This is a genomic window from Streptomyces sp. CBMA29, from assembly GCF_014596445.1.
Taxonomy (GTDB): Bacteria; Actinomycetota; Actinomycetes; order Streptomycetales; family Streptomycetaceae; genus Actinacidiphila.
In genome coordinates this window covers 1-26,083 of the sequence record NZ_MECL01000216.1, presented here as the reverse complement: position 1 = coordinate 26,083, position 26,083 = coordinate 1, and the positions used below count along the sequence as shown (strand labels likewise).

27 protein-coding genes and 2 pseudogenes are annotated in these 26,083 nt (G+C 72.3%); 16 read left to right on the top strand and 13 right to left on the bottom strand.

Annotated features, from left to right (window positions below; all coding sequences use genetic code 11):
* Positions 1-59 precede the first annotated feature (59 nt).
* Both BGM09_RS29050 and BGM09_RS29045 read right to left on the bottom strand, forming a co-directional pair.
* Positions 60-533 carry an ATP-binding protein gene (locus BGM09_RS29050; RefSeq protein ID WP_188284686.1) on the bottom strand — a complete coding sequence of 158 codons (474 nt, stop codon included), beginning with the start codon at positions 531-533 and terminating at the stop codon, positions 60-62.
* A 285-nt stretch (positions 534-818) separates the two neighbouring features.
* Positions 819-1,763 carry a heavy metal transporter gene (locus BGM09_RS29045; RefSeq protein ID WP_188284685.1) on the bottom strand — a complete coding sequence of 315 codons (945 nt, stop codon included), beginning with the start codon at positions 1,761-1,763 and terminating at the stop codon, positions 819-821.
* Positions 1,764-1,939: 176 nt separating this feature from the next.
* Between BGM09_RS29045 and dapE the strand changes: the two genes are divergently transcribed.
* From dapE to BGM09_RS29030, 3 genes are all read left to right on the top strand, one after another.
* A complete protein-coding gene (gene dapE / locus BGM09_RS29040) occupies positions 1,940-3,007 on the top strand; it encodes a succinyl-diaminopimelate desuccinylase (RefSeq protein ID WP_188284684.1) in 1,068 nt (355 codons plus the stop codon).
* Between the two features lie 187 nt (positions 3,008-3,194).
* Positions 3,195-4,280, top strand: a complete 1,086-nt coding sequence (locus tag BGM09_RS29035; RefSeq protein ID WP_188284683.1) for an alpha/beta hydrolase — start codon at positions 3,195-3,197, stop codon at positions 4,278-4,280.
* 16 nt (positions 4,281-4,296) lie between these two features.
* Complete coding sequence (locus BGM09_RS29030) at positions 4,297-5,118, top strand: TIGR00730 family Rossman fold protein (protein WP_188284682.1); 822 nt, start codon at positions 4,297-4,299, stop codon at positions 5,116-5,118.
* Positions 5,119-5,170: 52 nt separating this feature from the next.
* Here the strand turns inward: BGM09_RS29030 and folP are convergent, their stop codons facing one another.
* The gene (gene folP / locus BGM09_RS29025; RefSeq protein ID WP_188284697.1) at positions 5,171-5,983 is read right to left on the bottom strand and encodes a dihydropteroate synthase; all 813 of its coding nucleotides are present in this window, start codon (positions 5,981-5,983) and stop codon (positions 5,171-5,173) included.
* A gap of 128 nt (positions 5,984-6,111) precedes the next feature.
* On the opposite strand from folP, the gene BGM09_RS29020 reads away from it, so the two are divergent.
* Positions 6,112-6,486: a DivIVA domain-containing protein gene (locus BGM09_RS29020; RefSeq protein WP_188284681.1), complete on the top strand. Its 375-nt coding sequence runs from the start codon at positions 6,112-6,114 to the stop codon at positions 6,484-6,486.
* On the top strand, positions 6,479-7,060 hold the full coding sequence (locus tag BGM09_RS29015; protein ID WP_188284680.1) for a DNA-3-methyladenine glycosylase I: 582 nt from the start codon (positions 6,479-6,481) through the stop codon (positions 7,058-7,060). The genes BGM09_RS29020 and BGM09_RS29015 overlap by 8 nt, the downstream gene beginning before the upstream one ends.
* 93 nt (positions 7,061-7,153) lie before the next feature.
* On the opposite strand, the gene BGM09_RS29010 is transcribed toward BGM09_RS29015, so the two are convergent.
* Entirely contained in the window at positions 7,154-7,936 is a 783-nt protein-coding gene (locus tag BGM09_RS29010) for an enoyl-CoA hydratase/isomerase family protein (protein WP_188284679.1), read from the bottom strand.
* 268 nt (positions 7,937-8,204) lie between these two features.
* On the opposite strand from BGM09_RS29010, the gene BGM09_RS29005 reads away from it, so the two are divergent.
* Positions 8,205-8,372, top strand: a complete 168-nt coding sequence (locus BGM09_RS29005) for a DUF3117 domain-containing protein (RefSeq protein WP_069464762.1) — start codon at positions 8,205-8,207, stop codon at positions 8,370-8,372.
* Between the two features lie 95 nt (positions 8,373-8,467).
* On the opposite strand, the gene BGM09_RS29000 is transcribed toward BGM09_RS29005, so the two are convergent.
* Positions 8,468-9,103 (bottom strand): O-methyltransferase, encoded by a 636-nt coding sequence (locus BGM09_RS29000; protein ID WP_188284696.1) that lies wholly within the window; start codon positions 9,101-9,103, stop codon positions 8,468-8,470.
* 212 nt (positions 9,104-9,315) lie between these two features.
* Between BGM09_RS29000 and sigE the strand changes: the two genes are divergently transcribed.
* From sigE to BGM09_RS28980, 4 genes are all read left to right on the top strand, one after another.
* The gene (gene sigE / locus BGM09_RS28995) at positions 9,316-10,083 is read left to right on the top strand and encodes an RNA polymerase sigma factor SigE (RefSeq protein ID WP_188284678.1); all 768 of its coding nucleotides are present in this window, start codon (positions 9,316-9,318) and stop codon (positions 10,081-10,083) included.
* Entirely contained in the window at positions 10,080-11,027 is a 948-nt protein-coding gene (locus tag BGM09_RS28990) for a zf-HC2 domain-containing protein (RefSeq protein WP_188284677.1), read from the top strand. The genes sigE and BGM09_RS28990 overlap by 4 nt, the downstream gene beginning before the upstream one ends.
* Positions 11,028-11,200: 173 nt before the next feature.
* The gene (locus BGM09_RS28985; protein WP_188284676.1) at positions 11,201-11,698 is read left to right on the top strand and encodes a sec-independent translocase; all 498 of its coding nucleotides are present in this window, start codon (positions 11,201-11,203) and stop codon (positions 11,696-11,698) included.
* Positions 11,699-11,845: 147 nt separating this feature from the next.
* A complete protein-coding gene (locus BGM09_RS28980; protein WP_188284675.1) occupies positions 11,846-12,460 on the top strand; it encodes a hypothetical protein in 615 nt (204 codons plus the stop codon).
* A gap of 121 nt (positions 12,461-12,581) precedes the next feature.
* Here BGM09_RS28980 and BGM09_RS28975 read toward each other — a convergent pair whose 3' ends face one another.
* The 3 genes and pseudogenes from BGM09_RS28975 to BGM09_RS28965 form a co-directional block, all read right to left on the bottom strand.
* Positions 12,582-13,739: an Mrp/NBP35 family ATP-binding protein gene (locus tag BGM09_RS28975; RefSeq protein WP_188284674.1), complete on the bottom strand. Its 1,158-nt coding sequence runs from the start codon at positions 13,737-13,739 to the stop codon at positions 12,582-12,584.
* Between the two features lie 203 nt (positions 13,740-13,942).
* Positions 13,943-14,515: pseudogene (locus tag BGM09_RS28970) on the bottom strand (DUF1003 domain-containing protein); the annotation flags it as partial.
* Positions 14,502-16,040 (bottom strand): magnesium transporter MgtE N-terminal domain-containing protein, encoded by a 1,539-nt coding sequence (locus BGM09_RS28965; protein ID WP_188284673.1) that lies wholly within the window; start codon positions 16,038-16,040, stop codon positions 14,502-14,504. The gene BGM09_RS28965 and the pseudogene BGM09_RS28970, both read right to left, overlap by 14 nt.
* A gap of 242 nt (positions 16,041-16,282) precedes the next feature.
* Here BGM09_RS28965 and BGM09_RS28960 point away from each other — a divergent pair, with 242 nt between their 5' ends.
* Positions 16,283-16,951 carry a hypothetical protein gene (locus BGM09_RS28960; RefSeq protein WP_317452937.1) on the top strand — a complete coding sequence of 223 codons (669 nt, stop codon included), beginning with the start codon at positions 16,283-16,285 and terminating at the stop codon, positions 16,949-16,951.
* A gap of 183 nt (positions 16,952-17,134) precedes the next feature.
* On the opposite strand, the gene BGM09_RS28955 is transcribed toward BGM09_RS28960, so the two are convergent.
* Positions 17,135-17,650: a hypothetical protein gene (locus tag BGM09_RS28955; RefSeq protein ID WP_188284671.1), complete on the bottom strand. Its 516-nt coding sequence runs from the start codon at positions 17,648-17,650 to the stop codon at positions 17,135-17,137.
* Positions 17,651-17,863: 213 nt separating this feature from the next.
* On the opposite strand from BGM09_RS28955, the gene BGM09_RS28950 reads away from it, so the two are divergent.
* Positions 17,864-18,826 carry a DMT family transporter gene (locus tag BGM09_RS28950; RefSeq protein ID WP_411158378.1) on the top strand — a complete coding sequence of 321 codons (963 nt, stop codon included), beginning with the start codon at positions 17,864-17,866 and terminating at the stop codon, positions 18,824-18,826.
* 42 nt (positions 18,827-18,868) lie between these two features.
* Here the strand turns inward: BGM09_RS28950 and BGM09_RS28945 are convergent, their stop codons facing one another.
* Positions 18,869-20,005: a magnesium and cobalt transport protein CorA gene (locus BGM09_RS28945; protein ID WP_188284670.1), complete on the bottom strand. Its 1,137-nt coding sequence runs from the start codon at positions 20,003-20,005 to the stop codon at positions 18,869-18,871.
* 376 nt (positions 20,006-20,381) lie between these two features.
* Between BGM09_RS28945 and BGM09_RS28940 the strand changes: the two genes are divergently transcribed.
* The 4 genes from BGM09_RS28940 (at position 20,382) to BGM09_RS28925 (ending at position 23,860) form a co-directional block, all read left to right on the top strand.
* Positions 20,382-20,963, top strand: coding sequence for a suppressor of fused domain protein (locus BGM09_RS28940; RefSeq protein ID WP_188284669.1), 582 nt, complete (start codon positions 20,382-20,384; stop codon positions 20,961-20,963).
* A gap of 124 nt (positions 20,964-21,087) precedes the next feature.
* Positions 21,088-21,726 (top strand): DUF6758 family protein, encoded by a 639-nt coding sequence (locus tag BGM09_RS28935; RefSeq protein ID WP_188284668.1) that lies wholly within the window; start codon positions 21,088-21,090, stop codon positions 21,724-21,726.
* 436 nt (positions 21,727-22,162) lie between these two features.
* Positions 22,163-23,020, top strand: coding sequence for a PHP domain-containing protein (locus BGM09_RS28930; RefSeq protein WP_188284667.1), 858 nt, complete (start codon positions 22,163-22,165; stop codon positions 23,018-23,020).
* Between the two features lie 231 nt (positions 23,021-23,251).
* Positions 23,252-23,860 carry a MarC family protein gene (locus tag BGM09_RS28925; RefSeq protein WP_188284666.1) on the top strand — a complete coding sequence of 203 codons (609 nt, stop codon included), beginning with the start codon at positions 23,252-23,254 and terminating at the stop codon, positions 23,858-23,860.
* Positions 23,861-23,979: 119 nt separating this feature from the next.
* On the opposite strand, the gene BGM09_RS28920 is transcribed toward BGM09_RS28925, so the two are convergent.
* From BGM09_RS28920 to BGM09_RS28910, 3 genes and pseudogenes are all read right to left on the bottom strand, one after another.
* Positions 23,980-24,120, bottom strand: coding sequence for a hypothetical protein (locus tag BGM09_RS28920; protein ID WP_093717103.1), 141 nt, complete (start codon positions 24,118-24,120; stop codon positions 23,980-23,982).
* Between the two features lie 93 nt (positions 24,121-24,213).
* Positions 24,214-25,125 (bottom strand): alpha/beta fold hydrolase, encoded by a 912-nt coding sequence (locus tag BGM09_RS28915; protein WP_188284665.1) that lies wholly within the window; start codon positions 25,123-25,125, stop codon positions 24,214-24,216.
* 134 nt (positions 25,126-25,259) lie between these two features.
* Positions 25,260-26,083 (bottom strand): annotated as a pseudogene (locus tag BGM09_RS28910) (ATP-dependent helicase); the annotation flags it as partial.

Genomic DNA, 26,083 nt, shown 5'->3' with positions numbered 1-26,083 from the left:
GACACGCGCGGGGGCCGGGAGCAGTCGCTCCCGGCCCCCGCTGTCGTGCGGTTCTGCGATCAGCCCAGGGGGAGGCCCTTGAGCGGCAGCATGTCGGTGGTGGGCAGCGCGCCGGCCGGCAGTTGGCCGGTGTTGGGGAGCGCGGAGACCGGCAGCGTCTCGGTGTGCGGGGCGACGCCACCGGCGGACTCGGCGGTCTGGCCGACGATCCGGCCCGCGGAGTCGGCGGCGTCGCCCGCGGTCTTCTGCGCGGCCGGGGCGGCGGTCTTGCTCGCGGTGCCCACGATGCGGCCGGTGGCCGGGAGCGTGGTCTTCATCGCCTGGGTACCGGCCTGCCCGGCCACCCCGGTGGCCTGCTGGGAAGCGCTGTCCAGCGTGTTGCCCACGTTGGCGCCGTCCAGGTTGCTCAGCCCGCCCAGGTCCGTCGGCGGCAGTGCGGCGGCCTGCGCGGCGCCCGCTCCGATCAGCGGCGCGGCGGCGGCGCCGATCAGCAGGGCGGCCTGGGCGAATCGGCGGGTCAGGGGGAGGGACATGGTGCTCCTTTTACGGAGTTGGCTCCGTGAGGGGACGTGTTGCGTCCGCCGGGCGGACGTCGTGACTACCGCTCAAGGAGCCCGAAGGTTGCGGCCGTTCGAGGTAAAGAGTTGGCAATGCGTCGCATTATAGGAATCCGACAGATCGGATATAGCGGACAGCTCATATGACTTTGATGAAACGTCACATCCCTGCTGCGGCAAGGGAATCGACATCCGGTCGAGCGGTTTTCCCGCAGCCCGCGTTTGACCGCGAGAGCGGGCACTCCCGGGTGAATGCGCGCACTATTGCGCGACGGTGATCCGTACGTATCCGTCCGGCTTGACGGCCGCGGAACCCTGCGCGCCGCCCGCTTTCTGCTTCTGCCAGCCCTTGCCGGACTGCGCCGCGGCCCACTTCTGGCCGCCGAAGGTCACCTGCTCGACCTTCAGGTCCTGCGCGTGCGCCACCGCCCACTGCGCCAGCTCCCAGCCGCGCCGGGTGCCGTCGCCCTCCGCCGCGCCGCCCGCGGGCCTGGCGGGCACCGCGACCGTACGCGGCTCGTCGGCCGCCACCGGCTTCAGCTGGCTGCCGAACTCCCGCGTCAGCCTGGCCGTGACCTGCGACGTACTGCCCAGCTTGCCGCCCGCGCTGAAGGGCGTGTCCGAGCCCGTCGTGCAGCTCAGCGCGCCCGCCTTGCGGCCGTACAGCGCCGCCGACAGCAGCGTCGCGTCCGCCTCGTGCTTCGCGTACGCCTGCGGGAAGCCGCTCTTCTGCACGCGCTGCGCCGCCACGGTCAGCGGCAGCCGCGAATAGCCCTCGATCTTCACCAGGCCGTCGAAGAAGGCGTTCGTCGAGTACACCGGGTCCTGAACCTGCTGCGCGGTGCCCCAGCCCTGCGAGGGTCGCTGCTGGAACAGGCCGAGCGAATCCCGGTCGCCGTGATCGAGATTGTCCAGCCGTGATTCCTGCAACGCCGTGGCCAGGGCTATGGTGAGCGCCCTTTCCGGCAGCCCGCGCGAGGTGGCCACCGCGGCGATCGTCGTCGCGTTCGCCGCCTGCGACGGGCTCATGTCCAGCGTGTCGCCGTCCGCCGTCACCGTGCAGTCCGCGCTTTCCGGCGCTTTGTTCTCCTCCGCGGCGCGGTAGAGGCCATAGGTGGCAAGCCCCAGCAGTACGACGGCCGCAGCCACGACTTTGCGGCCTCGGCGCTTGGGCTCTGCGGGCTTCTTGCGGGGGGAGCTGGGCACGCGCCCGAGCGTACCGAAGGCCGCGGGCTCCGTAAGCCGCCGAACGGTGCGGGCCTCCGCTGCGTCCTCGATCGCCGGACGGGCTGAATCGTTCCTTCCGGCCTTCGCTCCGCCGGGCCCCCGCCTCGAACGCCGGCGAGGCCGGTTTCTTTGCGTCTGGCCCTACTCTCGGGTCTATGCCTCACGAACTCGACCTCAGCCAGGATGCCGCTCGGCTCACCGCCCAACTCGTGGACGTACCGTCCGTGAGCCAGCAGGAGAAGGCGCTGGCGGATCTGGTGGAGGAGGCGCTGCGGGGGCTGCCGCACCTGGCGGTGGACCGGGACGGCGACGCGGTGGTGGCGCGGACCCGGCTCGGGCGCGCCGAGCGGGTGGTGCTCGCGGGCCATATCGACACCGTGCCGATCGCGGACAACCTGCCGTCGCGGCTGGACGGGAACGGGCTGCTGTGGGGCTGCGGCACCTCGGACATGAAGGCGGGCGTGGCGGTGCAGCTGCGGCTGGCGGCGACGCTGACCGCGCCCAACCGCGACCTGACCTACGTCTTCTACGACGCCGAGGAGATCGCGGCCGAGTTCAACGGACTCAAGCGGCTGGTCGAGCGGCACCCCGAGTGGCTGGCCGGGGACTTCGCGGTGCTGATGGAGCCGACCGACGGGAAGGTCGAGGGCGGCTGCCAGGGCACCCTGCGCATCCGGGTCGAGACCACCGGCCGCCGGGCGCACTCGGCGCGGAGCTGGCTCGGTGACAACGCCATCCACAAGGCCGCGCCGATCCTGGACCGGCTCGCCGCGTACGAGCCCCGCCGGGTCGTCATCGACGGCCTGGAGTACCGCGAGGGGCTGAACGCGGTGCTGGTCGAGGGCGGCCACGCGGGCAATGTGATCCCCGACTCCTGCGCGGTGACCGTCAACTTCCGTTTCGCGCCCGACCGCAGTGAGGCCGAGGCGCTCGCGCACGCCGAGGAGGTCTTCGACGACTTCACCGTGGTGCTCACCGACAGCGCGCCGGGCGCGCTGCCCGGCCTCGCGCACCCGGCCGCCGCCGCCTTCGTCCGCGCCATCGGCACCGAACCCGCCCCCAAGGACGCCTGGACCGACGTGGCCCGCTTCACCGCGCTCGGCGTGCCCGCGGTGAACTACGGACCCGGCGACCCCAAGCTCGCCCACGCCCGCGAGGAGCACGTCGCGGTCGCCGCCGTACTGGAGGCCGAGGAGCGGCTGCGCGGCTGGCTCACCGGCTGACCGGCTGACCGGCTGACCAGCTGACCGGCTGACCGGCCCCGATCCCGCGGCCCCGGCGACCGCCCCGCCTCACTCGTCCGACTGATCCGGCGAAAGGCGGAGCAACCGAACAGGGGTGCCCATCGGTCTTCCCTCCCGGCATGGTGTGATCGGAGCCGTAGGGATCGGTTGGGGGAAGAGGCGTGTCGTGGGACTGACCAGCAGATGGTTCGCCGTACTGCTCCTCGTCGTCGCGGTGGCCGCGGTGGCGGGCGCGGTGCTGCTCTGGCCACGGGTACGGGGCCCGCGGCCGGTACGGGTCGCCGCCCGCGTCGGGATGATCGTGCTCTGTCAGGTCACCGCGATATTCGTGGTGATGGTCACGGTCAACAACGACTACGGCTTCTACGCCTCCTGGGACGACCTGCTCGGCAACGCCAACAGCGGCGGCAAGTCCGTCGCGGGCCCCACCGCCACGCCCACCCCCGCCAAGCCCGACTACCGGGTCAAATTCGCCTCGTATTCGCAGGGCTTCGAGAAGGCCACCGTGCGCGGCTGGAAGTCCGGGACGAAGGGCGACGTCATCGTCTGGACGCCGCCGCAGTACAAGAAGAAGGAGTTCGCGCACACCCGCTTCCCCGTCATAGAGGTCCTGCACGGCATCCCCGGCACCCCGCACAGCTTCCTGCGCGGCATGCGGCTGGGCCAGATCATGCAGGACGAGATCACCGCGGGCCGCGCCGAGCCCGCGATACTCGTGCTGCCCACCATCACCCCGGACCGGGCCAACACCGGCTGCGCCGACGTGCCGGGCAAGAGCAAGGTCGGCACCTGGCTCACCGACGACGTGGCGCAGACGATCGCGCACAATTTCCGTACGCTCCCGGCGCCGCGCGGATGGGCCGTGATGGGCATATCCACCGGCGGCTACTGCGCGGTGCGGCTGGCGCTCGAACACCCCGACCGGTTCGTGGCCGCCGCCGCGATGGCCCCGGACAATCCGGCCGAGTCCGCCCGCGGTGTCCGCTCACCGCTCTGGCTGGCCCAGAACACCCGTCCCGACGTGCACATACTCATCGAGTCCAGCAGGCAGGACCCGGAGAGCCCGCCGAAATTCGCCGACTGGATCACCGCCGCCGTCCGGCCGCCCACCTCGGTCAGCACGCTGCGGATCGACCGCGGCGGGCACAACTGGAAGACCTGGGGCGGGATGTTCCCCGCGGCCTTCACCTGGGTCAGCGCCCGCCTCGAAGCCCCCCGGGCGGTCCCGTTGGCGCCGTCCGCCGCACCTTGATGCGTACGCTTCCCGTATGACTGACTCACACACGGGAGCGGGCGGGCAGAGCCCGGACGCGCAGGAGGCGGCTGCCGCGGCCAACGAGGCGGCGGAGACCGTGCTGACCGGCAGGGGCTGGCCGGAGCGGCACACGGGCCCGGTCGTGCGGCGGCGCGGCCAGGTGCAGGCGGGGACCACCGATCAGCGGTTGCTGGACAGTCGAGGAGAGTCGGACTGGGTGCACGGCGACCCGTGGCGTGTGATGCGGATCCAGTCGGAATTCGTCGAGGGCTTCGGCGCCCTGGCCGAACTCGGCCCCGCCGTCAGCGTCTTCGGCTCCGCCCGCACCCCGGTGGACTCCCGTGAGTACGCGGCGGGCGTACGGATCGGCCGCGCCTTGACCGAGGCCGGTTTCGCCGTCATCACCGGCGGCGGCCCCGGCGCGATGGAGGCCGCCAACAAGGGCGCGCTCGAAGCGGGCGGCGTCTCGGTCGGCCTCGGCATCGAGCTGCCCTTCGAGCAGGGCCTCAATCCCTATGTCGACATCGGCGTGAACTTCCGCTACTTCTTTGTCCGAAAAACGATGTTTGTGAAGTATGCGCGGGGATTCGTCGTGCTCCCCGGCGGCTTCGGCACCCTCGACGAACTCTTCGAGGCGCTCACCCTCGTCCAGACCAAGAAGGTCACCCGCTTTCCGATCGTGCTCTTCGGCACCGAGTACTGGGGCGGCCTGGTCTCCTGGATCCGCTCCACGCTCGTCGCGGGCGGCAAGGCGTCGGAGGCCGACCTGGAGCTGTTCCACGTCACGGACGACGTGGAGGAGGCCGTGGCGCGGGTGACGAAGGAGAGCGCCTGAAGCCGTCAGTGCCGTTCAGCGCCGTCCGTGCCGTCCGTGCCTGACCGGGCCTTCAGGCCAGGCCCCTGCGGGCCACGGCGGGCGGGCGGTGGCCCGCGATCGAGGCCACCATCTCCAGCACCTGACGGGTCTCGGCGACCTCGTGGACGCGGTACACCCGCGCCCCGAGCCACGCCGACACCGCCGTGGTGGCCAGCGTGCCGATCAGCCGCTCCTTGACCGGCCGGTCGAGCGTCTCCCCGACGAAGTCCTTGTTCGACAGGGAGACCAGCACCGGCCACCCCGTGGCCGTCATCTCCGGCAGCCGCCGGGTCGCCTCCAGCGAGTGCCGGGTGTTCTTGCCGAAGTCGTGCCCCGGGTCGATCAGAATCCCGTCGCGCGGCACGCCCAGCGCCGCCGCCCGCTCGGCGAGCCCCACCGTCACCCGCAGGATGTCGGCCATCACGTCCTCGTACCCCACCCGGTGCGGCCGGGTCCGCGGCTGCGCGCCGCCCGCGTGCGTGCACACCAGCCCCACGCCGTACCGCGCCGCGACCTCCGCCAGCCGCGGGTCCACCCCGCCCCACGCGTCGTTCAGCAGGTCGGCGCCCGCCTCGCACACCGCCTCGCCGACCTCGTGCCGCCAGGTGTCCACGCTGATCACCACCTCCGGGTGGCGGCGGCGCACCTCCGCCACGAAGGCGACGGTGCGGCGGATCTCCTCCGCCGCCGAGACCTCCTCGCCGGGGCCCGCCTTCACCCCGCCGATGTCGATGATCGCCGCGCCCTCCGCGACGGCGCCCGCGACCCGCTCCAGCGCGGGTTCGTCGGTGAAGGTGGCGCCCTGGTCGTAGAACGAGTCCGGCGTACGGTTCACGATCGCCATGATCACCGGCTCCCGCTCGCCGAATTCGCGGGTCCCCAACCGAAGTGCCACTGCCGCTCCTCATCTCAGACTCATGCGATCGTGGCACGATCGTGCCTGACACGTAGGCCGGACCCCGGGAGATCGAGTTGTTCTGGTTCATGCTCATCGCGCTGGTCGCGGTGGTCGCCGCCGTCGCGATGGCCGTACTCGGTGACGGCGGCACCCTGCGGGACTCCGAACCCGACCGGATCGACGACCGGCTGCCCGCCGACCGCCCGCTCATCAGGTCCGACATCGACGCCGTCCGGCTGCCGATCGCCGTACGCGGCTACCGCATGCTCGACGTCGACGAGGTGCTGGACCGGCTCGGGGCGGAACTCGCCGAGCGGGACGCCAGGATCGCCGATCTGGAGGCCGTGCTGGCCGGGACGCGGGCCGGCGCGTCCTTGTCCAGGGACGGCGCCCCCGGGACCCCGTCCCTGGACAAGGACGAGCCGCCGCGGGACGACACCGGTGAGTGACACGGTCGTCGGGCCCGACGGACTCGCACGCTGCCCCTGGGGGCTGTCCGCGCCGGATTACGTGGCCTACCACGACACCGAGTGGGGGCGGCCCGTACACGGGGACGACGCCCTGTTCGAGCGGACCTGCCTGGAGGCGTTCCAGTCCGGGCTGTCCTGGATCACGATTCTCCGCCGCCGCGAGGGGTTCAGGGCCGCTTTCGACGGCTTCAAGATCGACGCGGTGGCGGGCTTCACGGCCGAGGACGAGGCGCGGCTGCTGCTCGATCCCGGGATCATCCGCAACCGGGCGAAGATCGCCGCCTCCGTCGCCAACGCGCGGGCCGCGCGGGTCCTGCGCGACAGCCACGACGGCGGGCTCGACGCCCTCATCTGGTCTTTCGCGCCCGATCCCGCGGCCCGGCCGGCGCCGCGCCGCCTCGCCGACGTCCCCGCCACCACCCCCGAGTCGGTGGCTCTCGCCAAGTCGCTCAAATCCCACGGTTTCCGCTTCGTCGGCCCCACCACCGCCTACGCCCTGATGCAAGCCTGCGGCCTGGTCAACGACCACCTCGCCGACTGCTCCGCCCGCTGATTCCCCCACCCGGGGTCCTCAAGCGCGGGGCGGGCTGGAAAATCAGCCCGTCCGGCGTTTGAGGACCAGCCCCGGCGGCGATGAGCGTTCGCGTCAGCGCCCCACGTAGCGCGGGGGCTGCTTGGCCACGAAGGCGTTGACCGCGATGCGGTGGTCCTCGGCGGCGCCGGCCAGGGTCTGGAGCTCGTCCTCCTTGGCGAGGGTGGAGAGCAGGGAGTGCGCGGCCCCGTGGGCGAGCGACGCCTTGATGGCGGCGTAGGCGACGGTCGGCCCCTCGGCGAGCCGCCGGGCCACGGCGACGGCCTCGGCGGGAAGATCCGCGGCCGGCACGACACGGTTGGCGATCCCGAGGTCGTACGCCTCCGCGGCCCCCACCGAGCGCGGAAAGAGCAGGAGATCCGCGGCCCGGCCGTGCCCGACCAGCCGCGGCAGCGTCCACGACACACCCGAGTCCGCACTGAGCGCCACCCCGGCGAATGACGTGTTGAAGGCGGCGGTGTCCGCCACGATCCGGTAGTCCGCGGCGAAGGCGAACCCGGCCCCGGCGCCCGCGGCGACCCCGTTCACCCCCGCCACCACCGGCTTGGGCATCGTCGCGATCGCGGTGACGATCGGGTTGTAGTGCTCGGCCACCGTCGCGAGCCCGCCGCCCGCCGCCAGCGTCGCCAGATGCTCCTTGAGGTCCTGTCCGACGCAGAAGGCCCGCCCGGTCGCGGTGAGCAGCACGGCCCGCACCGCGGTGTCGTCGGCCGCCTCCCGCAAGGCGTCCCGCAGGGTGTTCTTCGTGTCCGTGTCGAGCGCGTTCATCGCCTCGGGCCGGTTGAAGGTGACGGTCGCGAGCCCGTCGCTCACCTCGTACAGAACGCTGTCGGCCATGGCTGAACCCCTTCGTCGCGGCATCGGTCCTGGCCAGAATGCCGGACTTCCCGGCACCCCGACATGTGACGTACGTCAAACGTCCGACCGAACCGATACCCTTCGGGAACCCGGTCGATCACTGTCTACTCGCCGAATTGGCCGGTTTTGGGGAGGGCCCATGCTGAACGTAGTGCGACCGATGTTGGTCATCGGGTCGATAGATGCGGGATAATGGCCGAGAACCAATGTGTTCGAGTCCGAGCTGGTTTCAGGAAGGGGAACGAGCATGGCGGCCATGAAGCCGCGGACGGGTGACGGCCCGCTCGAGGTGACCAAGGAGGGGCGGAGCATCATCATGCGCGTTCCGCTTGAGGGCGGCGGGCGGCTTGTTGTCGAGCTGACCCCGGACGAGGCGGATGCCCTCGGCGACGCGTTGAAGAAGGCCATCGCCTGAGACCAGCGGTCCCATTAATCGTCGCGGCCCCGTACACGGAATGTCGTGTGCGGGGCCGCCGTCGTTCTCTCCTCGGCGTCACCCGCGCCGCCGGGTCACTTCCGGCGCACCGCGCACAGCAGACCGTCGTCGGTCGGCAGCAGTACGGGGGACAGCCGCGGGCTGTCCCGGACCGCGCGCATCAGCTCGCGCAGCCGCACCGACTCGGCGTCCTGGTGGGCGGCGTCCAGCGCGCGCCCGCGGGCGAAGGCGCCCTCGAAGCAGACCAGGCCGCCGATCCGCAGCAGCCGCAGCGCCTCGTCGAGATAGTCCAGGTACTCCAGCCGGTCGGCGTCGCAGAAGACGAGGTCGTAACCGCCGTCGGTGAGCCGGGGGAGCACGTCCAGGGCCAGGCCGGGGATGACCCGGGAGCGGTTGGCGGCGAAACCGGCCTCGCGGTACGCCTCCCGCGCGAGCTGAAGGCGGTCCGGCTCGGTGTCGACGGTGGTCAGGATGCCGTCGGGGCGCATGCCGCGCAGCAGGTGGATGCCGGAGACCCCGGTGCCGGTACCGACCTCGACGACGGACTTCGCGTCCCCCGTGGCGGCCAGCAGCCGCAGGGCCGCACCGGTGCCGGGCGAGACGGGCCGCAGTCCCGCCGCGTGGGACCGGGCGCGGGCGCGTATGAGGGCGTCGTCCTCGGCGACGAACGCGTCGGCGAACGCCCAGCTCGCCTGCCGGTTGCCGGTAATGTCCCTCTCCCTGTCCCCGGGTCGATCCCTGTCGTAGGTGCAGCCCGCCCGGCGACTGTATCCGCTGGGGGCGGGAACCCGCTGATGGGACTGTGCGTTATCCGTAAGGACGGCTACCGGCGGGAGAAGGCCCCGGCTCTCCCCGCCGGGTGGAAGTCTTTGGAAGTCAATGGCAACAGCGCACTTATCCGGAGCTAACGGGCGAGGTGGATATGGTAGGGGCTCTACTGGAGACCACCAGAGCCGACAGGGGAGGTGCGGCTGCGGCCGGTGACAAGGGAGGGACGCTCAGGCGTATTCTCCGGTCCGCCGGACAGCCGAAATCCGTGACCAACACTGCTGATGACCGTTCACGCGAAAACACTCCCGCGACCGCGACGTTCGCCACCGACGGGGACGCTCAGGCGTGGACGCCTCCCTCTTGGGAGGAGATCGTCAGTACCCACAGTGCCCGGGTGTACCGGCTGGCGTACCGCCTGACCGGCAACCAGCACGATGCGGAGGACCTCACGCAAGAGGTCTTCGTGCGGGTCTTCCGTTCCCTGTCCACTTACACGCCCGGCACGTTCGAGGGCTGGCTGCACCGCATCACGACCAATCTCTTCCTGGACATGGTGCGCCGCCGCCAGCGGATCCGTTTCGACGCTCTCGGGGACGACGCGGCCGAGCGGCTGCCCAGCCGCGAGCCGTCCCCCGCGCAGCACTTCAACGACACGCACTTCGACGCGGACGTCCAGCAGGCGCTGGACACCCTCGCCCCGGAGTTCCGCGCCGCCGTGGTGCTCTGCGACATCGAGGGACTGTCGTACGAGGAGATCGCCGCGACGCTGGGTGTGAAGCTGGGTACGGTGCGGAGCAGGATCCACCGTGGCCGCTCCCACCTGCGCAAGGCTCTGGAACACCGGGCGCCCGGCGCCCGGCCGGCTCCCGCGCTCGCTGCCGCCACACAGAAACCTGGCCAGGAGGGCGGGAGAACGTGAGCAGTAGCGGTTCAGGCGAACAACGTGCAGCGCCTGCCGAGCAGCACCTTGGCGACCGGCTCGCCGCATTCGTCGACGGCGAGCTCGGCGACGACACCCGGGACCGGGTGCTCGCCCATCTGGTGACCTGTCCGCAGTGCAAAGCCGCTGCCAGCGAGCAGCGGCGTCTCAAGAGCGTCGTGGCGGCCTCCGAGCAGCCGATGCTCTCCGCCGGGCTGCTGGCCCGGCTCCAGGGCCTTCCCGGCCTCCCACCGACCGGCGACGGGACCGACGGCGGCGACCGTACGCCTGACCGGCGCGACCGGGACGACCGGGGTCACGGGCCCGGCGCTGGCGGGCGCGACCAGGAGCGGCGCGGCCCCTTCGACGGCGGCCTGCTCGGCTCCGGCGTGTTCGGCGGCGGCGGTTCACGGCGCCGCGAGGAGTTCTCGTACCTCACCCCGGGCCGGGACCTCATTCCCGGCGGTTCCGGCGGTTCCGGCGGTCGCGGTTTCCGCATCCATGAGCTGACCAGCGCCGCCGCGGCCGACGGCAGCCCCGAGGACCGGGAGCGGCCGGAGCCCCCCGCGCACAGCGGCTCCGGCACCGCGGCCTCCCGCGGCAGGCGGTTCGCCTTCGCCGCCGCGGGCGCCTTCTCGATGGCGGCCATCGCCCTGGGCAGCGCACTGCCCATGGAAGCCGCGGTCGACGGCGGCGCCCGCCCCGACGACGGCCCCGCGGTCAGCCCGCTGAGCGCCAACTCCGTGCCGGACACCCGCGGCGTCACCCCGCGCGGCGTGCTCGACGCGGGGGACCGGCGTACGCTCCGCGCGCCCGGCGCGGTCACCTCGGTGACACCCGTTTCGGTGACCCGGCCGCTGATGGCGCCAGGCGCCCTGCCGCTCGTGACGCCCGCCGCTTCCCCCGTCTCGCCCGGCCCCCAGGTCCCCGCGATACGGCGCTGACCGGCCACCGGCCGGTCTCCGGCCGGTCACCGGAGCGGGCTCGGGGGCTGACCCTTTACCCCCGGGCGACGTACTGTTAGCCGGAGCCACTCCCGCACCGCCCGCGCGGACAGGTACCGTAAAGTCCGCCGGACCCTGCCTTCCCGGCTGTGGACGTCCCAAGGAGCTGCAAGGTGTTCTTCGACATAGGCCCGCTGGAGCTGGTCGCGATCGTGGTCCTTGCCGTCCTTGTCTTCGGCCCCGACAAGCTGCCGAAGGTCATCCAGGACACCATGAACTTCATCCGGAAGGTCAGGGAGTTCTCGGACAGCGCCAAGGAAGACATCCGGCGGGAGCTGGGCCCCGAGTTCAAGGACTTCGAGTTCGAGGACCTCAATCCGAAGACGTTCATCAAGAAGAATCTGATGAGCGACAGCGACATGGACGAGCTGGGCCTCAAGGACATCCGCAACGGCTTCGACTTCCGCAAGGAGATGGCCGAAGTCACCGACGCGGTCAACGGGGTGGAGCCCGCCTCCGCCGCCAACGGCTCGTCCGGCGCGGCCGGTTCGTCGTCCGGCACACCGGGACCGGCCTCCGGCGGCGGCTCCTCGGCCACGCCCGACCGGCTCCGCAAGAAGGACGGCCTGGAGCCCGGCGAGGCTCCGCCGTTCGATTCCGACGCGACCTGAGTCAACCAGATCACGCCTTTTCACCCCTCCAGGTGGCTATTGTCCGTGTGTTCGCCGTCACCGTGAGCCGGTTCGGCTCCCGAACCCACCCAGGGTCGGGCAAGATGGCGAGTCGCCCAGATGGGCACGGAGGAGGCGTAACACCGCATGGAGACGAAGACCGGCAGTGCTCGTGGGACGGTCGACGGCTACTTGATGGCCGACTTCCCTTGGTACGGGCTGGACGAGGCGTTCACCGGACGGCGCTGGCTGGGCACGGTCGGCGTCAGCGGGGACGGCACGGTCGAGCACGGCTCAATAGGGCATGGTGACGAGCCTTCGCTGAAGTCGGCTCCAGCAGACACCAAAGAACTGCGGTTCGCCGCGGTCGTCACCCTCGCCAACCGCCCCGGACGGCGCAGCTCCGACGGCACCGGCGTACTGGAGGCGACCTCGGTCTCCTCCGCGGCCTGGATCGCCGGGTCCGGCCTGCTGTCCTGCACCTGGCCCACCACCATGGACCGGGCCCTGCGCGAGGACTGGCTCGACCAGCAGACCGCCACCGCGTGGGATCTCGCCGACGACCTGGCGGGCAGCGGCTGGTCGACGCTGACCCTTCCGGTCGACGGCGACCCGACGCCGTTCCACTACCGCGAGTCCGAGTACGGCTGGGTCATGGCGGGCTCGGCCCGCGGTGTCCACCTCGGCGCGTACGGCCGCGGCATGAGCGCGTACGGCCTCGGACTGGCCGTGGTCAAGGACGTGACCCTGTACGAGGTCTGAGGCGCCCTCAGGGCACTCTCAGGCGCCTTTGAGGCGCTACGCGGACGGCGGGGGCGGGCTGATCACCGATCAGCCCGCCCCCGCCGTGTCGCGCCGGGCGGCAGGCCCGCCCGCCGAGCGCTCAGAACTTGTTGCGCGGCGTGATCCCCAGCGACATCCCCGCCAGGCCGCGCTGACGGCCGCCCAGCTTGCCCGCGATGGACCGCAGGGCCGCGCCCGCGGGGGAGTCGGGGTTGCTGAGGGCGACCGGACGCCCGTCGTCGCCGCCCTCGCGCAGCCGCACGTCGATCGGGATCTGCCCGAGGACGGGCACGGTCGCGCCGGTCGTACGGGTCAGGCCCTCGGCGACCCGCTCGCCGCCGCCCGCGCCGAAGACGTCGATGATCTCGTCGCAGTGCGGGCACGGCATGCCCGCCATGTTCTCCACCACGCCGACGATCTTCTGGTGGGTCTGCACGGCGATCGACCCGGCGCGCTCGGCGACCTCGGCCGCCGCCTGCTGCGGGGTGGTCACGACCAGGATCTCCGCGTTGGGCACGAGCTGCGCCACCGAGATGGCGATGTCACCGGTGCCGGGCGGCAGGTCGAGCAGCAGCACGTCCAGGTCGCCCCAGTACACATCGGCCAGGAACTGCTGGAGCGCGCGGTGCAGCATCGGCCCGCGCCAGACCACCGGCTCGTTGCCGGGGGTGAACATGCCGATCGAGATGACCTTCACGCCGTGCGCGGACGGCGGCATGATCATGTTCTCGACCTGGGTGGGGCGGCCGTCGACGCCGAGCATGCGCGGCACGCTGTGCCCGTAGATGTCCGCGTCCACGACGCCGACCTTCAGCCCGTCGGCCGCCATCGCCGCCGCCAGGTTGACCGTCACCGAGGACTTGCCGACCCCGCCCTTGCCGGACGCGACCGCGTAGACCCTGGTCAGCGAGCCCGGCTGGGCGAACGGGATCTCCCGCTCCGCCTGCCCGCCGCGCAGCGACGACGCCAGGTCGCGGCGCTGCTCGTCGCTCATCACGTCCAGCGTGACGCGGACCGAGGTGACCCCGGCGACGCCCTCGACCGCCGCCGTGACGGCGTTGGTGATCGTGTCGCGCATCGGGCAGCCGGACACCGTGAGATAGACGGTGACGGCGACCGAGCCGTCGGCGCCGATGTCCACGGACTTGACCATGCCGAGGTCGGTGATCGGTTTGTGGATCTCCGGGTCGTTCACCGTCGCGAGCGCGGCGCGCACGGCGTCTTCGGTCGGCGTGGAGACTGCGGTGTCGGTAGCCATACGTCGATGGTACGGCGGTGGCCGAGCGCCGTTCAGCGCCCCCGGCCGTCGCCTTCGTCACTGCCCTCGGAGCCGGAGCCGGAGCCGGAGCCGGAGCCGGAGCTGGAGCCGGAGTCGGAGTCGGGGCCGGGGCCGGTCCCGGCTCCGCGCGTGCCGTCCGTGCCGAGCCTGGCCTCGGGGCCGCGCCTGGTGTGGGCCCTGCCGCCGCTTGGCCTGCCGCCGGGGCCCGTGCCGTGGCCGCCCGCCGCCTGCCGGTCCTCGATCTCCTTGAGCAGGTCCTGGAGTTCGGAGCGGATCCAGTCGCGGGTGGCGACCTCGCCGAGGTTCATCCGCAGCGCCGCGACCTCGCGGGTCAGGTACTCGGTGTCGGCGATGCTGCGCTCGCCCTGCTTGCGGTCCTGTTCGAGGTTGACCCGGTCCCGGTCGTCCTGCCGGTTCTGCGCGAGCAGGATCAGCGGGGCCGCGTACGACGCCTGGAGGGACAGCATCAGGGTCAGGAAGATGAACGGGTAGTTGTCGAAGCGGATCGACGGCGGCGCGAAGATGTTCCACAGCACCCACAAGATGATGAGGACCGTCATCCAGACGATGAACCGTCCGGTGCCCAGGAAGCGGGCGACGCGCTCGGAGAGCTTGCCGAACGCCTCCGGGTCGTACGTCGGCAGCAGGCTGCGGCGCGGCGTGCGCGGCTGGTCGAGCCGCACGCGGGGGCGCGAGGTGGCGGTCGCGCCGGGCGGGTGCCGGAAGCGCTCCCGGTCACGGTCATCGGCCGCCATCGTCGCCCACCCCCGTCATGCCGCCCCGCGCGTCGTCGTCCGCCGCGTCGTCCGTGCCGTCGTCCGTGCCGTCGTCCGTCATGTGGTGCCCGTGCGGCCCGACCGCGCCGTGCAGATCCGTCTCGCGCCAGTCCTCGGGCAGCAGGTGGTCCAGCACGTCGTCCACCGTGACCGCGCCCAGCAGCCCCCCGGTCGCGTTCACCACTGGCGCCGAGATCATGTTGTACGTGGCCAGATAGCTGGTCACCGCGGGCAGCGGGGTGTCGGGCGTCAGCGGCTGGAGGTCGGTGTCCACGATCGAGGCGAGCAGCGTGAACGGCGGGTCGCGCAGCAGCCGCTGGAAGTGCACCAGGCCCAGGTACTTGCCGGTCGGCGTCTCGTCCGGCGGCCGGCACACGTAGACCTGCGCGGCCAGGGCGGGGGACAGGTCGGGGTTGCGGATCCGGGCGAGCGCGTCGGCGACCGTGGCGTCCGGGCGCAGCACGATCGGCTCGGTGGTCATCAGCCCGCCCGCGGTCCGCTCCTCGTACGACAGCAGCCGCCGTACGCCCGCCGCGTCCTGCGGCTGCATCAGCGTGAGGAGCCGTTCCTGCTCCTCCGCGGGCAGCTCGGCCAGCAGGTCGGCCGCGTCGTCCGGGTCCATCGCCTCCAGGACGTCCGCCGCGCGCTCCTCCTTGAGCTTGCTGAGGATCTCCACCTGGTCGTCGTCCGGCAGCTCCTCCAGGACGTCCGCCAGCCGGTCGTCGTCGAGCGCCGCGGCCACCTCGCCGCGCCGCTTGGGCGACAGGTGGTGCAGGACGTTCGCCAGGTCGGCCGGGCGGAGCTGTTCGAAGGTGGCCACCAGATTCTCGGCGCCCTGGCCGTCCTCGGCCAGCCGGAAGCCGGTCACCGCCGACCAGTCGACGGTGAGGGTGGCGCCCGCCCGCCGCCCGCCGCCCCCCTTCCAAGGAAGCGCCGCGCGCGCCCCTTTGGGCCTGCCGCGGCGGACGAAGACCTTGTCGATCTCCCAGTCGCGGCGGGCCGGGAGCTGGGTCATGGAGACGTCGAGGACGGTGACCTCCGCGCCGGACTCGCCCGCGCTCCCGTCCGCCGCGCCCTGCCCGCTGTCCCCTCCCGCGCCCTGCCCCGCCTCCTGAGCTGCGTCCTGCCCCGAGCCCTGGCCGGCGTCCTGGCCCGAGCCCTGTCCCGCGTCCTGTCCCGGTTCTTCGGAGACCAGCCGCACCCGGCGGTCCAGCAGCTCGCCCAGCACCAGCGTCTCGGTCGGCCGCTGCTCGAAGCGGCGCATGTTCAGGACCCCGGTGGTGATCACCTGGCCGGACTCGACCCCGGTGACCCGCGTCATGGGCAGGAAGATCCGGCGGCGGCTCACCACCTCGACCACCAGGCCGAGCACTCGCGGCGGCCGTCCGCCGACCCGCAGCATCACCACGACGTCACGGACCCGGCCCACCTGGTCGCCGTTCGGGTCGAAGACCGCGACGCCCGAAAGATGGGAGACGAAGACCCGCGGGCTGCCTGCGGCCATCGGGGGGCCTCCTACCGGTCCACGGAGGGCTGCTCCGGTCCACTCGTCATCCGTCGCCAGGCTACTCCCAGCGGATCTTGCCCGCCCCATGGGGTGCCCGCCGGGGTACCGTGCGGTAGCTTCTGGACGCCTCCCCGGACTCGTCCGGGGTGCCCCCCGCCGTCTCCGCAGGAGGACGAGAACACGTGTATCCCGGCCGCCGGACCGCAGCCGCCGCTCTCGGAACACTGTGCGCGGCGACCGTGCTCACCGGATGCCTCGGCTTCGGCGGCGACCCCGACGCGGGCACCAACGGCGTCGCCAAACTGCCGCCCGCGACCGTCGAGCAGAAGGCGAAGACCGCCGCCGAGACCGCGCCGACCGTACGCCTGGCGGGCACGGTGATCAGCAAGGGGCAGAGCTTCCGCCTCGACATGCGGCTGCGGGACAACGGCGGCGTCGGCGAGGTCACCACCAAGGGCACGACCTTCCAGCTCCTGCGGGTCGGCGCCGACCTCTACCTCAAGGCGGGCGCCGACTTCTACGGCGACGCCGGCGCCGACACGAACGGCAAGGCCGCCGCCCAGAAGCTCGACGACAAATACGTCAAGGTGCCCACCGCCGACCCCGCGTACAAGCAGTTCAGCGGATTCACCGACAAGAAGGTGCTGCTCGCCGACCTCTTCGTGCTCGACGGCGACCTCAAGCTCGGCGACCACCGCAAGGTGGGCGACACCAAGACCGTCGCCCTCAACGGCGCCAAGGGCGGCTCGCTCGACGTCTCCCTCAAGGGCACGCCCTACCCGCTGCGCTACCAGCGCGCGGGCAACGCGGGGACGCTGACCCTCTCCGACTGGGGCGAGGAATTCACGCTCGCGGCGCCGAACAAGTCCTCGGTGGTCGACTACGGCAAATCGGTGACGACGAAGTAGCCGGGCCCGGCGCGCTGGGGCGTGTCCGCGAGGTCCCTCCCCCAGACTCCGTCCGGGAGGTGCCCGGGGCTGGCGGTGTCCGGTGCGTGCGCTCGGCAATGGCGGTGGGGGCACCTCCGGACGGAGTCGGGGGGAGTGCGTGCCAGGCGCCGCCAGGACCGCCCATGATCCGCCGGACAGGCCCTACGCCTTGCGGCGGCGGGCCAGCAGCTTCGGCAGGCCGGCCGGGACCGGATGCCGGGTCGTGGCCGGGGTCGCGGCCGGGACCGCCGCGCCGGAGACGTCCGGCATCGCGCCTGGGTGCTCGACGGGAGCGCCCTCGGGCGCCAGCCGGAAGACCCGGCAGTCGCGGGCCCAGCGCTCGGTGACCGTCTCGGCGTCGACGGAGTTGAGCCGCTTGCCCTTCAGCTCCGCGACGGCCGCCGCCCACGCCTCTCCGTCCGGCGGCAGCAGGGCGGCCAGGGCCGTCCAGGCCACCAGCCGCCCGCCCTTGTCCTTGCTACGGACGACGACCGTGGCGCGCCCGCCGTCGGCGAGCCCCGGCGGCAGCGGCTGCTCGACGGGCCCGCCGCCGACCACGCACATCGCGCCGTCCACCCACGCGTGCCACAGCGCCTGGCCGTCCACCCACACCAGGCCCGACTTCTTGGTGGCCTCCTCGACGAGGGCGGTCTGCTCTGCGCTCACAGCGGTCGTCATGCCGCCACTTTAGGCGCTGGTCACAGGCAGCGGACCCCGGCCGGTACCACGGTACGGACCGACAGGTACGTGGACCCGCCATGGGCCTTACGCTGGTGGCTGCCGACGGGCGCGGCGCCGTATCCGCTCCCGTGTCCGACGCTCCGATGTCCGACCCGCGGCCGCCACCGTCCCCGTCACCGCCCCCGCACCGCGTCCCCCCTGAGGAGTCCCGTGACCGCCGAGCCCGCCGCCGCCGCGCTTCCGCTGCCGGACACCGGTACGGGGCCCGCCGCCGCGGGAGGGCCGGGCGCCGAGCCCGCCGCCGCGCGGACGCTGGACTTCACGCTGCTCACCGTGGCCATCGCCAGCGTCTCGATGTCTGCCCCGCTGATCGCCTCGACAGCCGCGCCCGCGCTCGCCATCGCCTTCTGGCGGAACGCGATGGCGGTCGGCGTCCTCAGCCCGTTCGCGCTGTGGCGGGGCCGCGCCGAACTGCGGCGGATGGGCCGCAGGGCGCTGACGCTCTCGGTGCTGGCCGGTGTGGTGCTCGCGCTGCACTTCGGGCTGTGGCTGCCGAGCCTGTCGATGACGTCGGTGGCCACCTCGACCGCGCTGTGCACCACCACGCCGATCTGGACCACGATCATCCTGCGGATACGCGGCCACCGGCCGCCCCGGCTGGTGTGGGTGGGCACCGCGCTCGCCGTGGTGGGCGTCGTCATCCTCACCGGCATCGACCTGTCCACCGACACCCGGGCCCTCGCGGGCGACGCCCTGGCCCTCGGCGGGGGCATCGCCGCCGCCGGATACGTCCTGCTCGGCTCCGAGGTGCGCAGAACCGCGAGCACGACCGCGTACACCTACGTCTGCTACGCCACCACCGCCGCGGTCCTGCTGGTCACCTGCCTGGTCTCCGGCTCCGCGCTCGGCGGCTACGACGGCCGTACGTGGCTGAAGATCGCCGCCCTCACCGTCGTCGCGCAACTGCTCGGGCACTCGCTGCTCAACCGGGTGGTACGCGGCCTCGGCCCGTCCACCACCTCCACCGCGATCCTGCTGGAGACGCCGGGCGCGGCGCTGATCGCCGCGCTGTGGCTGGGCCAGATCCCGGCCTGGTCCGCCTACCCGGCGCTCTGCGTGATCCTCGTGGGCCTGGCCCTGGTGATCCTCGCCGACCGCCGGAAGACCGCCTGAGCGCCGCGCGGACCCGCGTGCCCGCGGCCCCGCGTATCCGCGTCAGAGCCAGCCGTTGCGCCGGAAGCCGCGGTGGATCACGTAACAGATCGCCACGATGCCGATCAGCACGGTCGGATAGCCGAACTTCCAGCGCAGCTCGGGCATGACGTCGAAGTTCATCCCGTACACGCCGGTGATCATCGTCGGGACGGCCAGGATCGCCGCCCACGCGGTGATCTTGCGCATGTCCTCGTTCTGCACGACGGTGGCCTGCGCGAGGTTGGCCTGGAGGATCGAGTTCAGCAGGTCGTCGAAGCCCATGACCTGCTCGTGGACGCGGGCCACGTGGTCGGCGACGTCGCGGAAGTACTTCTGGATCTCCGGGTCGATCAGTCGCATCGGCCGCTCGCCGAGCACCTGCATCGGCCGCAGCAGCGGCGCCACCGCGCGCTTGAACTCCAGCACCTCGCGCTTGAGCTGGTAGATCCGGCCCGCGTCGCCGCCGCGCGACGGCTTGCCGTTCTCGGCCGAGAAGACGTCGATCTCGACCTCGTCGATGTCGTCCTGCACGGCCTCGGTGACGGCCAGATAGTCGTCCACGACCTGGTCGGCGATGGCGTGCAGGACGGCCGACGGGCCCTTGGCCAGCAGCTCGGGGTCGTCTTCGAGGCGGTGCCGCAGCGAGCGCAGCGAACCGTGGCTGCCGTGCCGCACGGTGATCACGAAATACCGGCCGGTGAAGACCATCACCTCGCCGCTCTCCACCACCTCGCTGGTGGCGGTCAGCTCGGCGTGCTCGACGTAGCGGATCGTCTTGAAGACCGTGAACAGCGAGTCGTCGTACCGCTCCAGCTTCGGCCGCTGATGGGCGTGGACCGCGTCCTCGACCGCCAGCGGGTGCAGGCCGAACTCCTGGGCGATACCGGCGAACTCCTGCTCGGTCGGCTCGTGCAGACCGATCCACACGAAGCCGTCCCGCCCGTCGCACTGCTCGCCGCTGCGCCCGGCCCGCACGCTCGCCAGCGCCTCGCTGAGACCGGCGGTGTCGCCGCACCGCACGCCGTCGCGGTAGACCGCGCAGTCCACCACCGCGCTTCCGGCGGCCGAGACGTCGTGAGTCGGCCCGTAGTCGTAGGACGCGGTGCTCTTGCGCAGCGCGGGGCGTACGACAGCGCGCAGATCACGGATCATCGACATGGCAAGCTCCTTCACGGACTGGCCGACGGCATCACGCCGCACTGAATGCTGATCAGGACGGGATCAGTACTGGCTGATCACCAGGCAGTTCAGGGCGCTCTTCCGACGCGGATTCGCTCCGCGGGCAGATCGTGAGGATCGTGAGGTCACGCGTTTCACGGCACAAGGGCCGGGTAGGTAGCGCGCAGACTCACATCACGGGACGGCGTTCGGAAGAGCTGCCGGTACTGCACGGTCGACTCGGATCCACTGCAGTCCCCACCTCCTCCGGCCATGCCCCGCTGGGGGATGTCGTATATGAACGCCCCACCTTAGCGCGTCCGCGTGCCCGCTCGACCGCGCTTGGCCGGTTCCATACGCGATCTATGCTCGCCGTATGGGTGATCTCCTGACGCTGGTCGAGGCGCGGCTGCGCTCCGCCTTCGGCGCGCCGGACGCGCGCGCCGCCGTGACCTTCCTCGGCGTCGACCGCATCGAAGTGCTCCGCTACCGCGACGGTGACCTGCTGCGATACGCCACCCTCGGGATGTCGGCGCGGCCCATGAACGAGCCTCTCGCCACCGTCGCCGATCCCGTACGCGGCCCCCGCGCCGAACTGCTGCTGTCGGTACGCGCCGGTGTGGCCGAAACCGACAAGGTGCTGCGGCCGCTCGCCGTACTCGGCGCCTCTCCGCAGGTCGAAGGGGTCGTCGTCGGCCCCGGCAACTCGCTGGACGTCGGCGAGCCGCTCTGGCCGGGCGCGCCCTTCTCCGCCGTGCTCGTCGCCGAGGGCGGCGGCCTGGTCGAGGACCTGACCCTCGACGCCCTCGACCCCGTCCGCTTCCTGCCGCTGCTGCCCATGACCCACACCGAGGCCGCCTGGAAGCGGGTGCAAGGCGCCGCCGCCCTCCAGGAACGCTGGCTCTCGCACGGCACGGACCTCCGCGATCCGCTGCGCGGGGCCGTGGCCCTCGACTGATCCGGGCCGCTGGTCCGGCCGATGGCGCCGGTCGGGATCGCGTTCCGCCACGCGCGTGTTGTCGCTGAACCACCTGGGTGATCGTCCTTGACGGCGGCACGCACCCGGAGGACCGTTGGTCGTTATGAGGGGCGAACCCAGTTGCCCGAAGTGCGGTGGCAGGGTGCGAGCGCCCGGCCTCTTCGCCGACTCCTGGCAGTGCGACGAGCACGGGACCGTGTATCCGCTGCAACCTGTCGTGCCCCCGAGCGTCGAGGCGCTCGGCGTCGTCGTGCACCGTGCCCAGGTGCCCGTCTGGATGCCGTGGCCCCTGCCGGTCGGCTGGCTCTTCTCCGGCGTCGCGGCCGCGGGCGACGACCGCAGCGGCGGCCGGGCCACCGCCGTGGCCTGCTCAGGGCCCGGCCCGCTCGGCGGACCCGGTGAACTCATGCTCATCGCCGAGGAACTGGGCGTCGGGCTCGGCGCCCGCCACGCCGGCATTCCCGGGCCCGATCCCGGGCCCGGCATGTGCGTCGACAAGCCCCCGCACGCCAAGGTGCTCGCCGCCGGGCGGCCGACTCCTCTCTGGCACGTCAACGGCGCGCCCGACGACCGCGTCGTCTTCGCCGGCGAGGCCCGCGGGCTCTGGCTCTGGGCCATCGTCTGGCCCGAGCAGACCGGGCTCCTCATGTACGACGAGCTCGTCCTCACCGACCTCCGCGACGCCGGAGCCGAGGTCGACATGCTCCCCTGCGGCGCCCTCTCCCCCCGCCTCCTCGGCTGACGCCTCCCCGCACCTCGCGCAAGTCGGCACACCCTAGGGGCGCGGGGAACTGCGCGGCCCGCCCCCACCAGCGGGTGGTCGGGATACATCCGAATTGCCCCTTTGGGGCCGGTGGTGACGTGCGGGAGCGCGCTGGCTGGCCGCGCAGTTCTCCGCGCCCCTAAAAAGATCGGCTCGCCGTCCGGACGAAAGGTGGTGTGCCCCGTGAGGGCCGCGCCCACGCGGCGGCAGCCGCATATCAGGCACGGTCCCGCGCCCTTAAAAAGATCGGCTCGCCGCCTGGCGAATGAGGGTGTGCCCCTTGAGGGGCGCTGGGGGCACCTCCCAGCTACCGCTGGGGGAGGAACTGCGCGGCAAGGCCCCACCGGCGGGTGGGAGGGTGAAGGTTATGCTGGCGGCTGGCCGAGAAGACACTACTGCCCAGCGGAGCGCCCCGGTGCGGATTGATTTGCACGCTCACTCCACCGCGAGTGACGGCACCGACGCGCCCGCCGAGCTGGTGCGGAACGCGGCGGGGGCCGGTCTGGACGTCGTGGCGCTGACGGATCACGACACGGTGGGCGGATACGCGGAGGCGACGGCGGCGCTGCGCGAGCTGACGGTGCCGTTGACGCTGGTCACCGGCGCGGAGCTGTCCTGTCGGATCGACGGCATCAGCATGCACATGCTGGCGTACCTGTTCGACCCGCAGGAGCCGGAGCTGTACCGGGAGCGGGAGCTGGTACGGGACGACCGGGTGCCGAGGGCGCGGGCCATGGTGGCAAAGCTCCAGGAGCTGGGCGTGCCCGTGACCTGGGAGCGGGTGGCCGCCATCGCGGGGGACGGCTCCGTCGGGCGGCCCCACATCGCGACCGCGATGGTGGAGCTCGGCGTGGTCCCCACCGTCTCCGACGCCTTCACGGACGACTGGCTGACGAACGCCGGGCGGGCCTACGTACCCAAACACGAGCTGAACCCCTTCGACGCGGTACGGCTGGTGAAGGGCGCGGGCGGGGTCACCGTCTTCGCGCACCCCGGCGCGCACAAGCGCGGCGAGACCGTACCGGAGTCGGTGACAGCGGAACTGGCGGCGGCCGGGCTCGACGGTATCGAGGTCGACCACGTGGACCACGACGCCCCGACCAGGGCCCGGCTGCGGGCCTTCGCGGCCGAGACGGGGCTGCTGGCCACCGGGTCGAGCGACTATCACGGCAGTCGCAAGACCTGCCGTCTCGGCGACTGCGTCACCGACCCCGAGGTCTACCGCGAGATCGCCCGGCGGGCGACCGGCGCGGTGCCCATCAGCGCCGTCTAGCGCCGCTCCGCGGCCCCGCTCCTCGCTCCGGGGAGCCCCCCGGGCCTCTTCCCGCGCCCGCGGCGCGGTGCGTTCTCCCGCCCCAAGCCACCCGCGCGGATGTGATGTCGGCTGACGGCCTCCCCGTGGGGGTTCCCGCCGTCGGAGTCCGCGGCCCGGTGGGCCCGTCCCACCCCCACGCCGTCTGCCGGGCGCAGCCCGACTCGCCTCCCCTCACCAGAAAGTCGCCCCATGTTCGACGTCACCCTCTTCGGGTCGGTATTCGTCACGCTCTTCGTGATCATGGATCCGCCCGGTATCACGCCCATTTTTCTCGCGCTGACCTCGGGGCGCGCCACGAAGGTGCAGCGCCGGATGGCGTGGCAGGCGGCGCTGGTGGCGCTCGGGGTGATCACGGTGTTCGGGATCTGCGGTCAGCAGATCCTCGACTACCTGCATGTGTCGGTGCCCGCGCTGCGAGTGGCGGGCGGGCTGCTGCTCCTGCTGATCGCGCTGGATCTGCTGACCGGGAAGGCGGACGAGCCGACGCAGACGAAGGACGTGAACGTCGCGCTGGTGCCGCTGGGGATGCCGCTGCTGGCGGGGCCCGGCGCGATCGTGACCGTGATCCTGGCGGTGCAGCACGCGGACGGGTTCGGTCAGCAGATGTCGGTGTGGGTGGCGATCATCGCGATGCACGCCGTGCTGTGGCTGACGATGCGGTACTCGCTGGCGATCATCCGGCTGATCAAGGAGGGCGGTGTGGTGCTGGTGACCCGGCTGTCGGGCATGCTCCTGTCGGCCATCGCCGTCCAGCAGGTCGCCAACGGCATCTTCGGCTTCATCCACGGCGAGGGCTGAGCCCTCCCGCGGGCCCCCGGAGCCCCCGCGGGCCCCCGCCGGGCCCCCGGACACGCGAAAGCGCCCCGTACGTCTTCTGTACGGGGCGCCGATGCGGTGGGCCAGGCCCTGTGGTGTCGTCAGTCCGCGGGGCGGATGTAGATGCGCTGGCCCATGGCAGCGGCCTGCTGCACGATCTTGTTGACGGCGGAGGCGTCCACGACGGTGCTGTCCACGGCGTTGCCGTTTCGGTCGTCGAGCCGCATGATCTCGAAGCGCATGGGGCTTCTCCCTTCGTCGCTCGTTACATGTGTGGTCAACCAACACCCCCTCGAAAACATTCCCTAGACTAAAGAAACTCTTTCTCGATCTAATTACTCACCGGTAAGGCTTGTGCTGTCGTCGCCCGTGCCGCCGGTCCAGAAGGCGATCAGCGCCGCCGCCGTCTCGGCGGGACGCTCGGTGTTCGGCGAGTGCTCCGCGCCCTTGATCACCGCGCGCCCGGCGCCCAGCCGAGTCGCCATCGCGTCCATCCACGACAGCGGCCACACATGGTCGACCTCGCCCGAGATCACCAGTTTCGGCAGCGGCCCGGCCGCGGCCAGCTCGTCCACCCGGTCCGGCTCGTCCATCAACTGCCGTGCGGTGACAGCGAGTTGCTCTGGCAGCGTCGTCACCCAGCGGCGGTGCAGAAACGCCTCGACGGCGGGCGGGGTGTCCGGCTGCTCGCCGTTCTCCGCGTCCATCGACCGCATCGCCTGCCAGACGGCCTCCAGATCCATCACCGGCAGCACATCGATCAACAACTGGGTGCGGGTCTGTTGTTCCTCGGAGATCGCACCCGGTCCCGTGCTCATCAGCGTCAACGACGCCCACGCGCCGGGACCTTGGCCGATCACCGCCGCCCGTACGACGAGACCGCCCAGCGAGTGGCCCAGCAGATGCACGGGGCCGCCCCCGTCGGCCGCCGCGAGCGCCGCCGTCTGCGCGACCACGTCCGCCGCCAACTCGCCCTGCGCGTAGGCGCTCTCCTCGCGCGGGCCGCCCGACTCGTACTGGCCGCGGCCGTCCACCGCCACCACCCGGAAACCGGCCGCCGACAGCGGGGTGAGCAGCGGGAGGAAGTCCTCCTTGCTGCCGGTGAAGCCGGGCACGAGCAGCGCGGTGCCGCGCGGCGGGGCGTCGGGGGCGGGGGAGGCGTCGAGTACGGCGAAGGATCCGCGGGCCGTCTCCAGCCGATGGGCGGACACGTTCTCCGGCAGATCCAGGGCAGTGGGTCGGCTCATGAACCGAGGTTACGCGGTGCATATGTCCGACAGGTTGCCTCCGCCCGATCCCGGTGTCCCCGGCACGCGCACGCCCCCGGCCCAGGGGCCGGGGGCGTGCGTCCGTACGGGTGCGGCGGCGGAGACGGCCGAGGTCAGCCCTCGTCCGTGGCCGTCGCGGCGACCGCCTTGCGGGTGCGGCGGCGCGGGGTCTTCGGCGCCTCGTCCCCCGCGGTGGCGGGAGCCGGTACCTCGGCGACCTCGACCGCCAGGGCAGCGGCGGCGGTCTTGCGGGGCGCCCGCTTGCGTACCGGCTTCGGCGCGTCCGCGGTGCTCTCCGCCTCCGGCGCGACCGCGGGCGCGGGCACCTCGGCGGTGACGGCCGTCGCGGCCTTGCGGGTGCGGCGGCGCGGTGTCTTCGGCGCTTCCTCGGTGACCGGGGTGACCGGGGTGACCGGGGTCGCGGTCTCCTCGGGTTCGCCGTTGAGGATCGAGCGGCGGGCCGGTCGGCGGGCTGCCTTGGGCGCCTCCTCCTCGACCACCGGGGTCACCGCGGCGGGCGCCTCTGCGACCGCCTTGCGGGTGCGGCGGCGCGGCGTCTTGGGGGCCTCGTCCGCGACCGGGGTGACAGGGCTGACGGGGGTCGCGGTTTCCTCGGGTTCGCCGTTGAGGATCGAGCGGCGGGCCGGTCGGCGGGCTGCCTTGGGCGCCTCCTCCTCGACCACCGGGGTCACCGCGGCGGGCGCCTCCGCGACCGTCTTACGCGTACGGCGGCGCGGCGTCTTGGGCGCTTCCTCGGCGACCGGAGCGGCGGCGACCGGCTCGACAGCCGTCACCGTCTCCACGGCGACCGCCTCGGGAGCGGCGCCACGCGTACGGCGACGGCGGCGCGGGGTGCGGGGCGCGGCCCCCTCGTCCGTGCCGGGCTGGGAGACCGCGACGGCGGACTCCACGGCCTCGGCGCCGACGGCCGACGCGG

What these genes read in the sequence shown, in the direction of transcription:
- BGM09_RS29050 (WP_188284686.1), bottom strand. Translation starts at nt 533, where the DNA reads ATGTCCCTCCCCCTGACCCGCCGATTCGCCCAGGCCGCCCTGCTGATC.
- dapE (WP_188284684.1), top strand. Translation starts at nt 1,940, where the DNA reads ATGCCTCACGAACTCGACCTCAGCCAGGATGCCGCTCGGCTCACCGCC.
- BGM09_RS29030 (WP_188284682.1), top strand. Translation starts at nt 4,297, where the DNA reads ATGACTGACTCACACACGGGAGCGGGCGGGCAGAGCCCGGACGCGCAG.
- folP (WP_188284697.1), bottom strand. Translation starts at nt 5,983, where the DNA reads ATGGCGATCGTGAACCGTACGCCGGACTCGTTCTACGACCAGGGCGCC.
- BGM09_RS29010 (WP_188284679.1), bottom strand. Translation starts at nt 7,936, where the DNA reads ATGGCCGACAGCGTTCTGTACGAGGTGAGCGACGGGCTCGCGACCGTC.
- BGM09_RS29005 (WP_069464762.1), top strand. Translation starts at nt 8,205, where the DNA reads ATGGCGGCCATGAAGCCGCGGACGGGTGACGGCCCGCTCGAGGTGACC.
- sigE (WP_188284678.1), top strand. Translation starts at nt 9,316, where the DNA reads ATGGTAGGGGCTCTACTGGAGACCACCAGAGCCGACAGGGGAGGTGCG.
- BGM09_RS28980 (WP_188284675.1), top strand. Translation starts at nt 11,846, where the DNA reads ATGGAGACGAAGACCGGCAGTGCTCGTGGGACGGTCGACGGCTACTTG.
- BGM09_RS28975 (WP_188284674.1), bottom strand. Translation starts at nt 13,739, where the DNA reads ATGGCTACCGACACCGCAGTCTCCACGCCGACCGAAGACGCCGTGCGC.
- BGM09_RS28965 (WP_188284673.1), bottom strand. Translation starts at nt 16,040, where the DNA reads ATGGCCGCAGGCAGCCCGCGGGTCTTCGTCTCCCATCTTTCGGGCGTC.
- BGM09_RS28955 (WP_188284671.1), bottom strand. Translation starts at nt 17,650, where the DNA reads ATGACGACCGCTGTGAGCGCAGAGCAGACCGCCCTCGTCGAGGAGGCC.
- BGM09_RS28945 (WP_188284670.1), bottom strand. Translation starts at nt 20,005, where the DNA reads ATGTCGATGATCCGTGATCTGCGCGCTGTCGTACGCCCCGCGCTGCGC.
- BGM09_RS28940 (WP_188284669.1), top strand. Translation starts at nt 20,382, where the DNA reads ATGGGTGATCTCCTGACGCTGGTCGAGGCGCGGCTGCGCTCCGCCTTC.
- BGM09_RS28935 (WP_188284668.1), top strand. Translation starts at nt 21,088, where the DNA reads ATGAGGGGCGAACCCAGTTGCCCGAAGTGCGGTGGCAGGGTGCGAGCG.
- BGM09_RS28925 (WP_188284666.1), top strand. Translation starts at nt 23,252, where the DNA reads ATGTTCGACGTCACCCTCTTCGGGTCGGTATTCGTCACGCTCTTCGTG.
- BGM09_RS28920 (WP_093717103.1), bottom strand. Translation starts at nt 24,120, where the DNA reads ATGCGCTTCGAGATCATGCGGCTCGACGACCGAAACGGCAACGCCGTG.
- BGM09_RS28915 (WP_188284665.1), bottom strand. Translation starts at nt 25,125, where the DNA reads ATGAGCCGACCCACTGCCCTGGATCTGCCGGAGAACGTGTCCGCCCAT.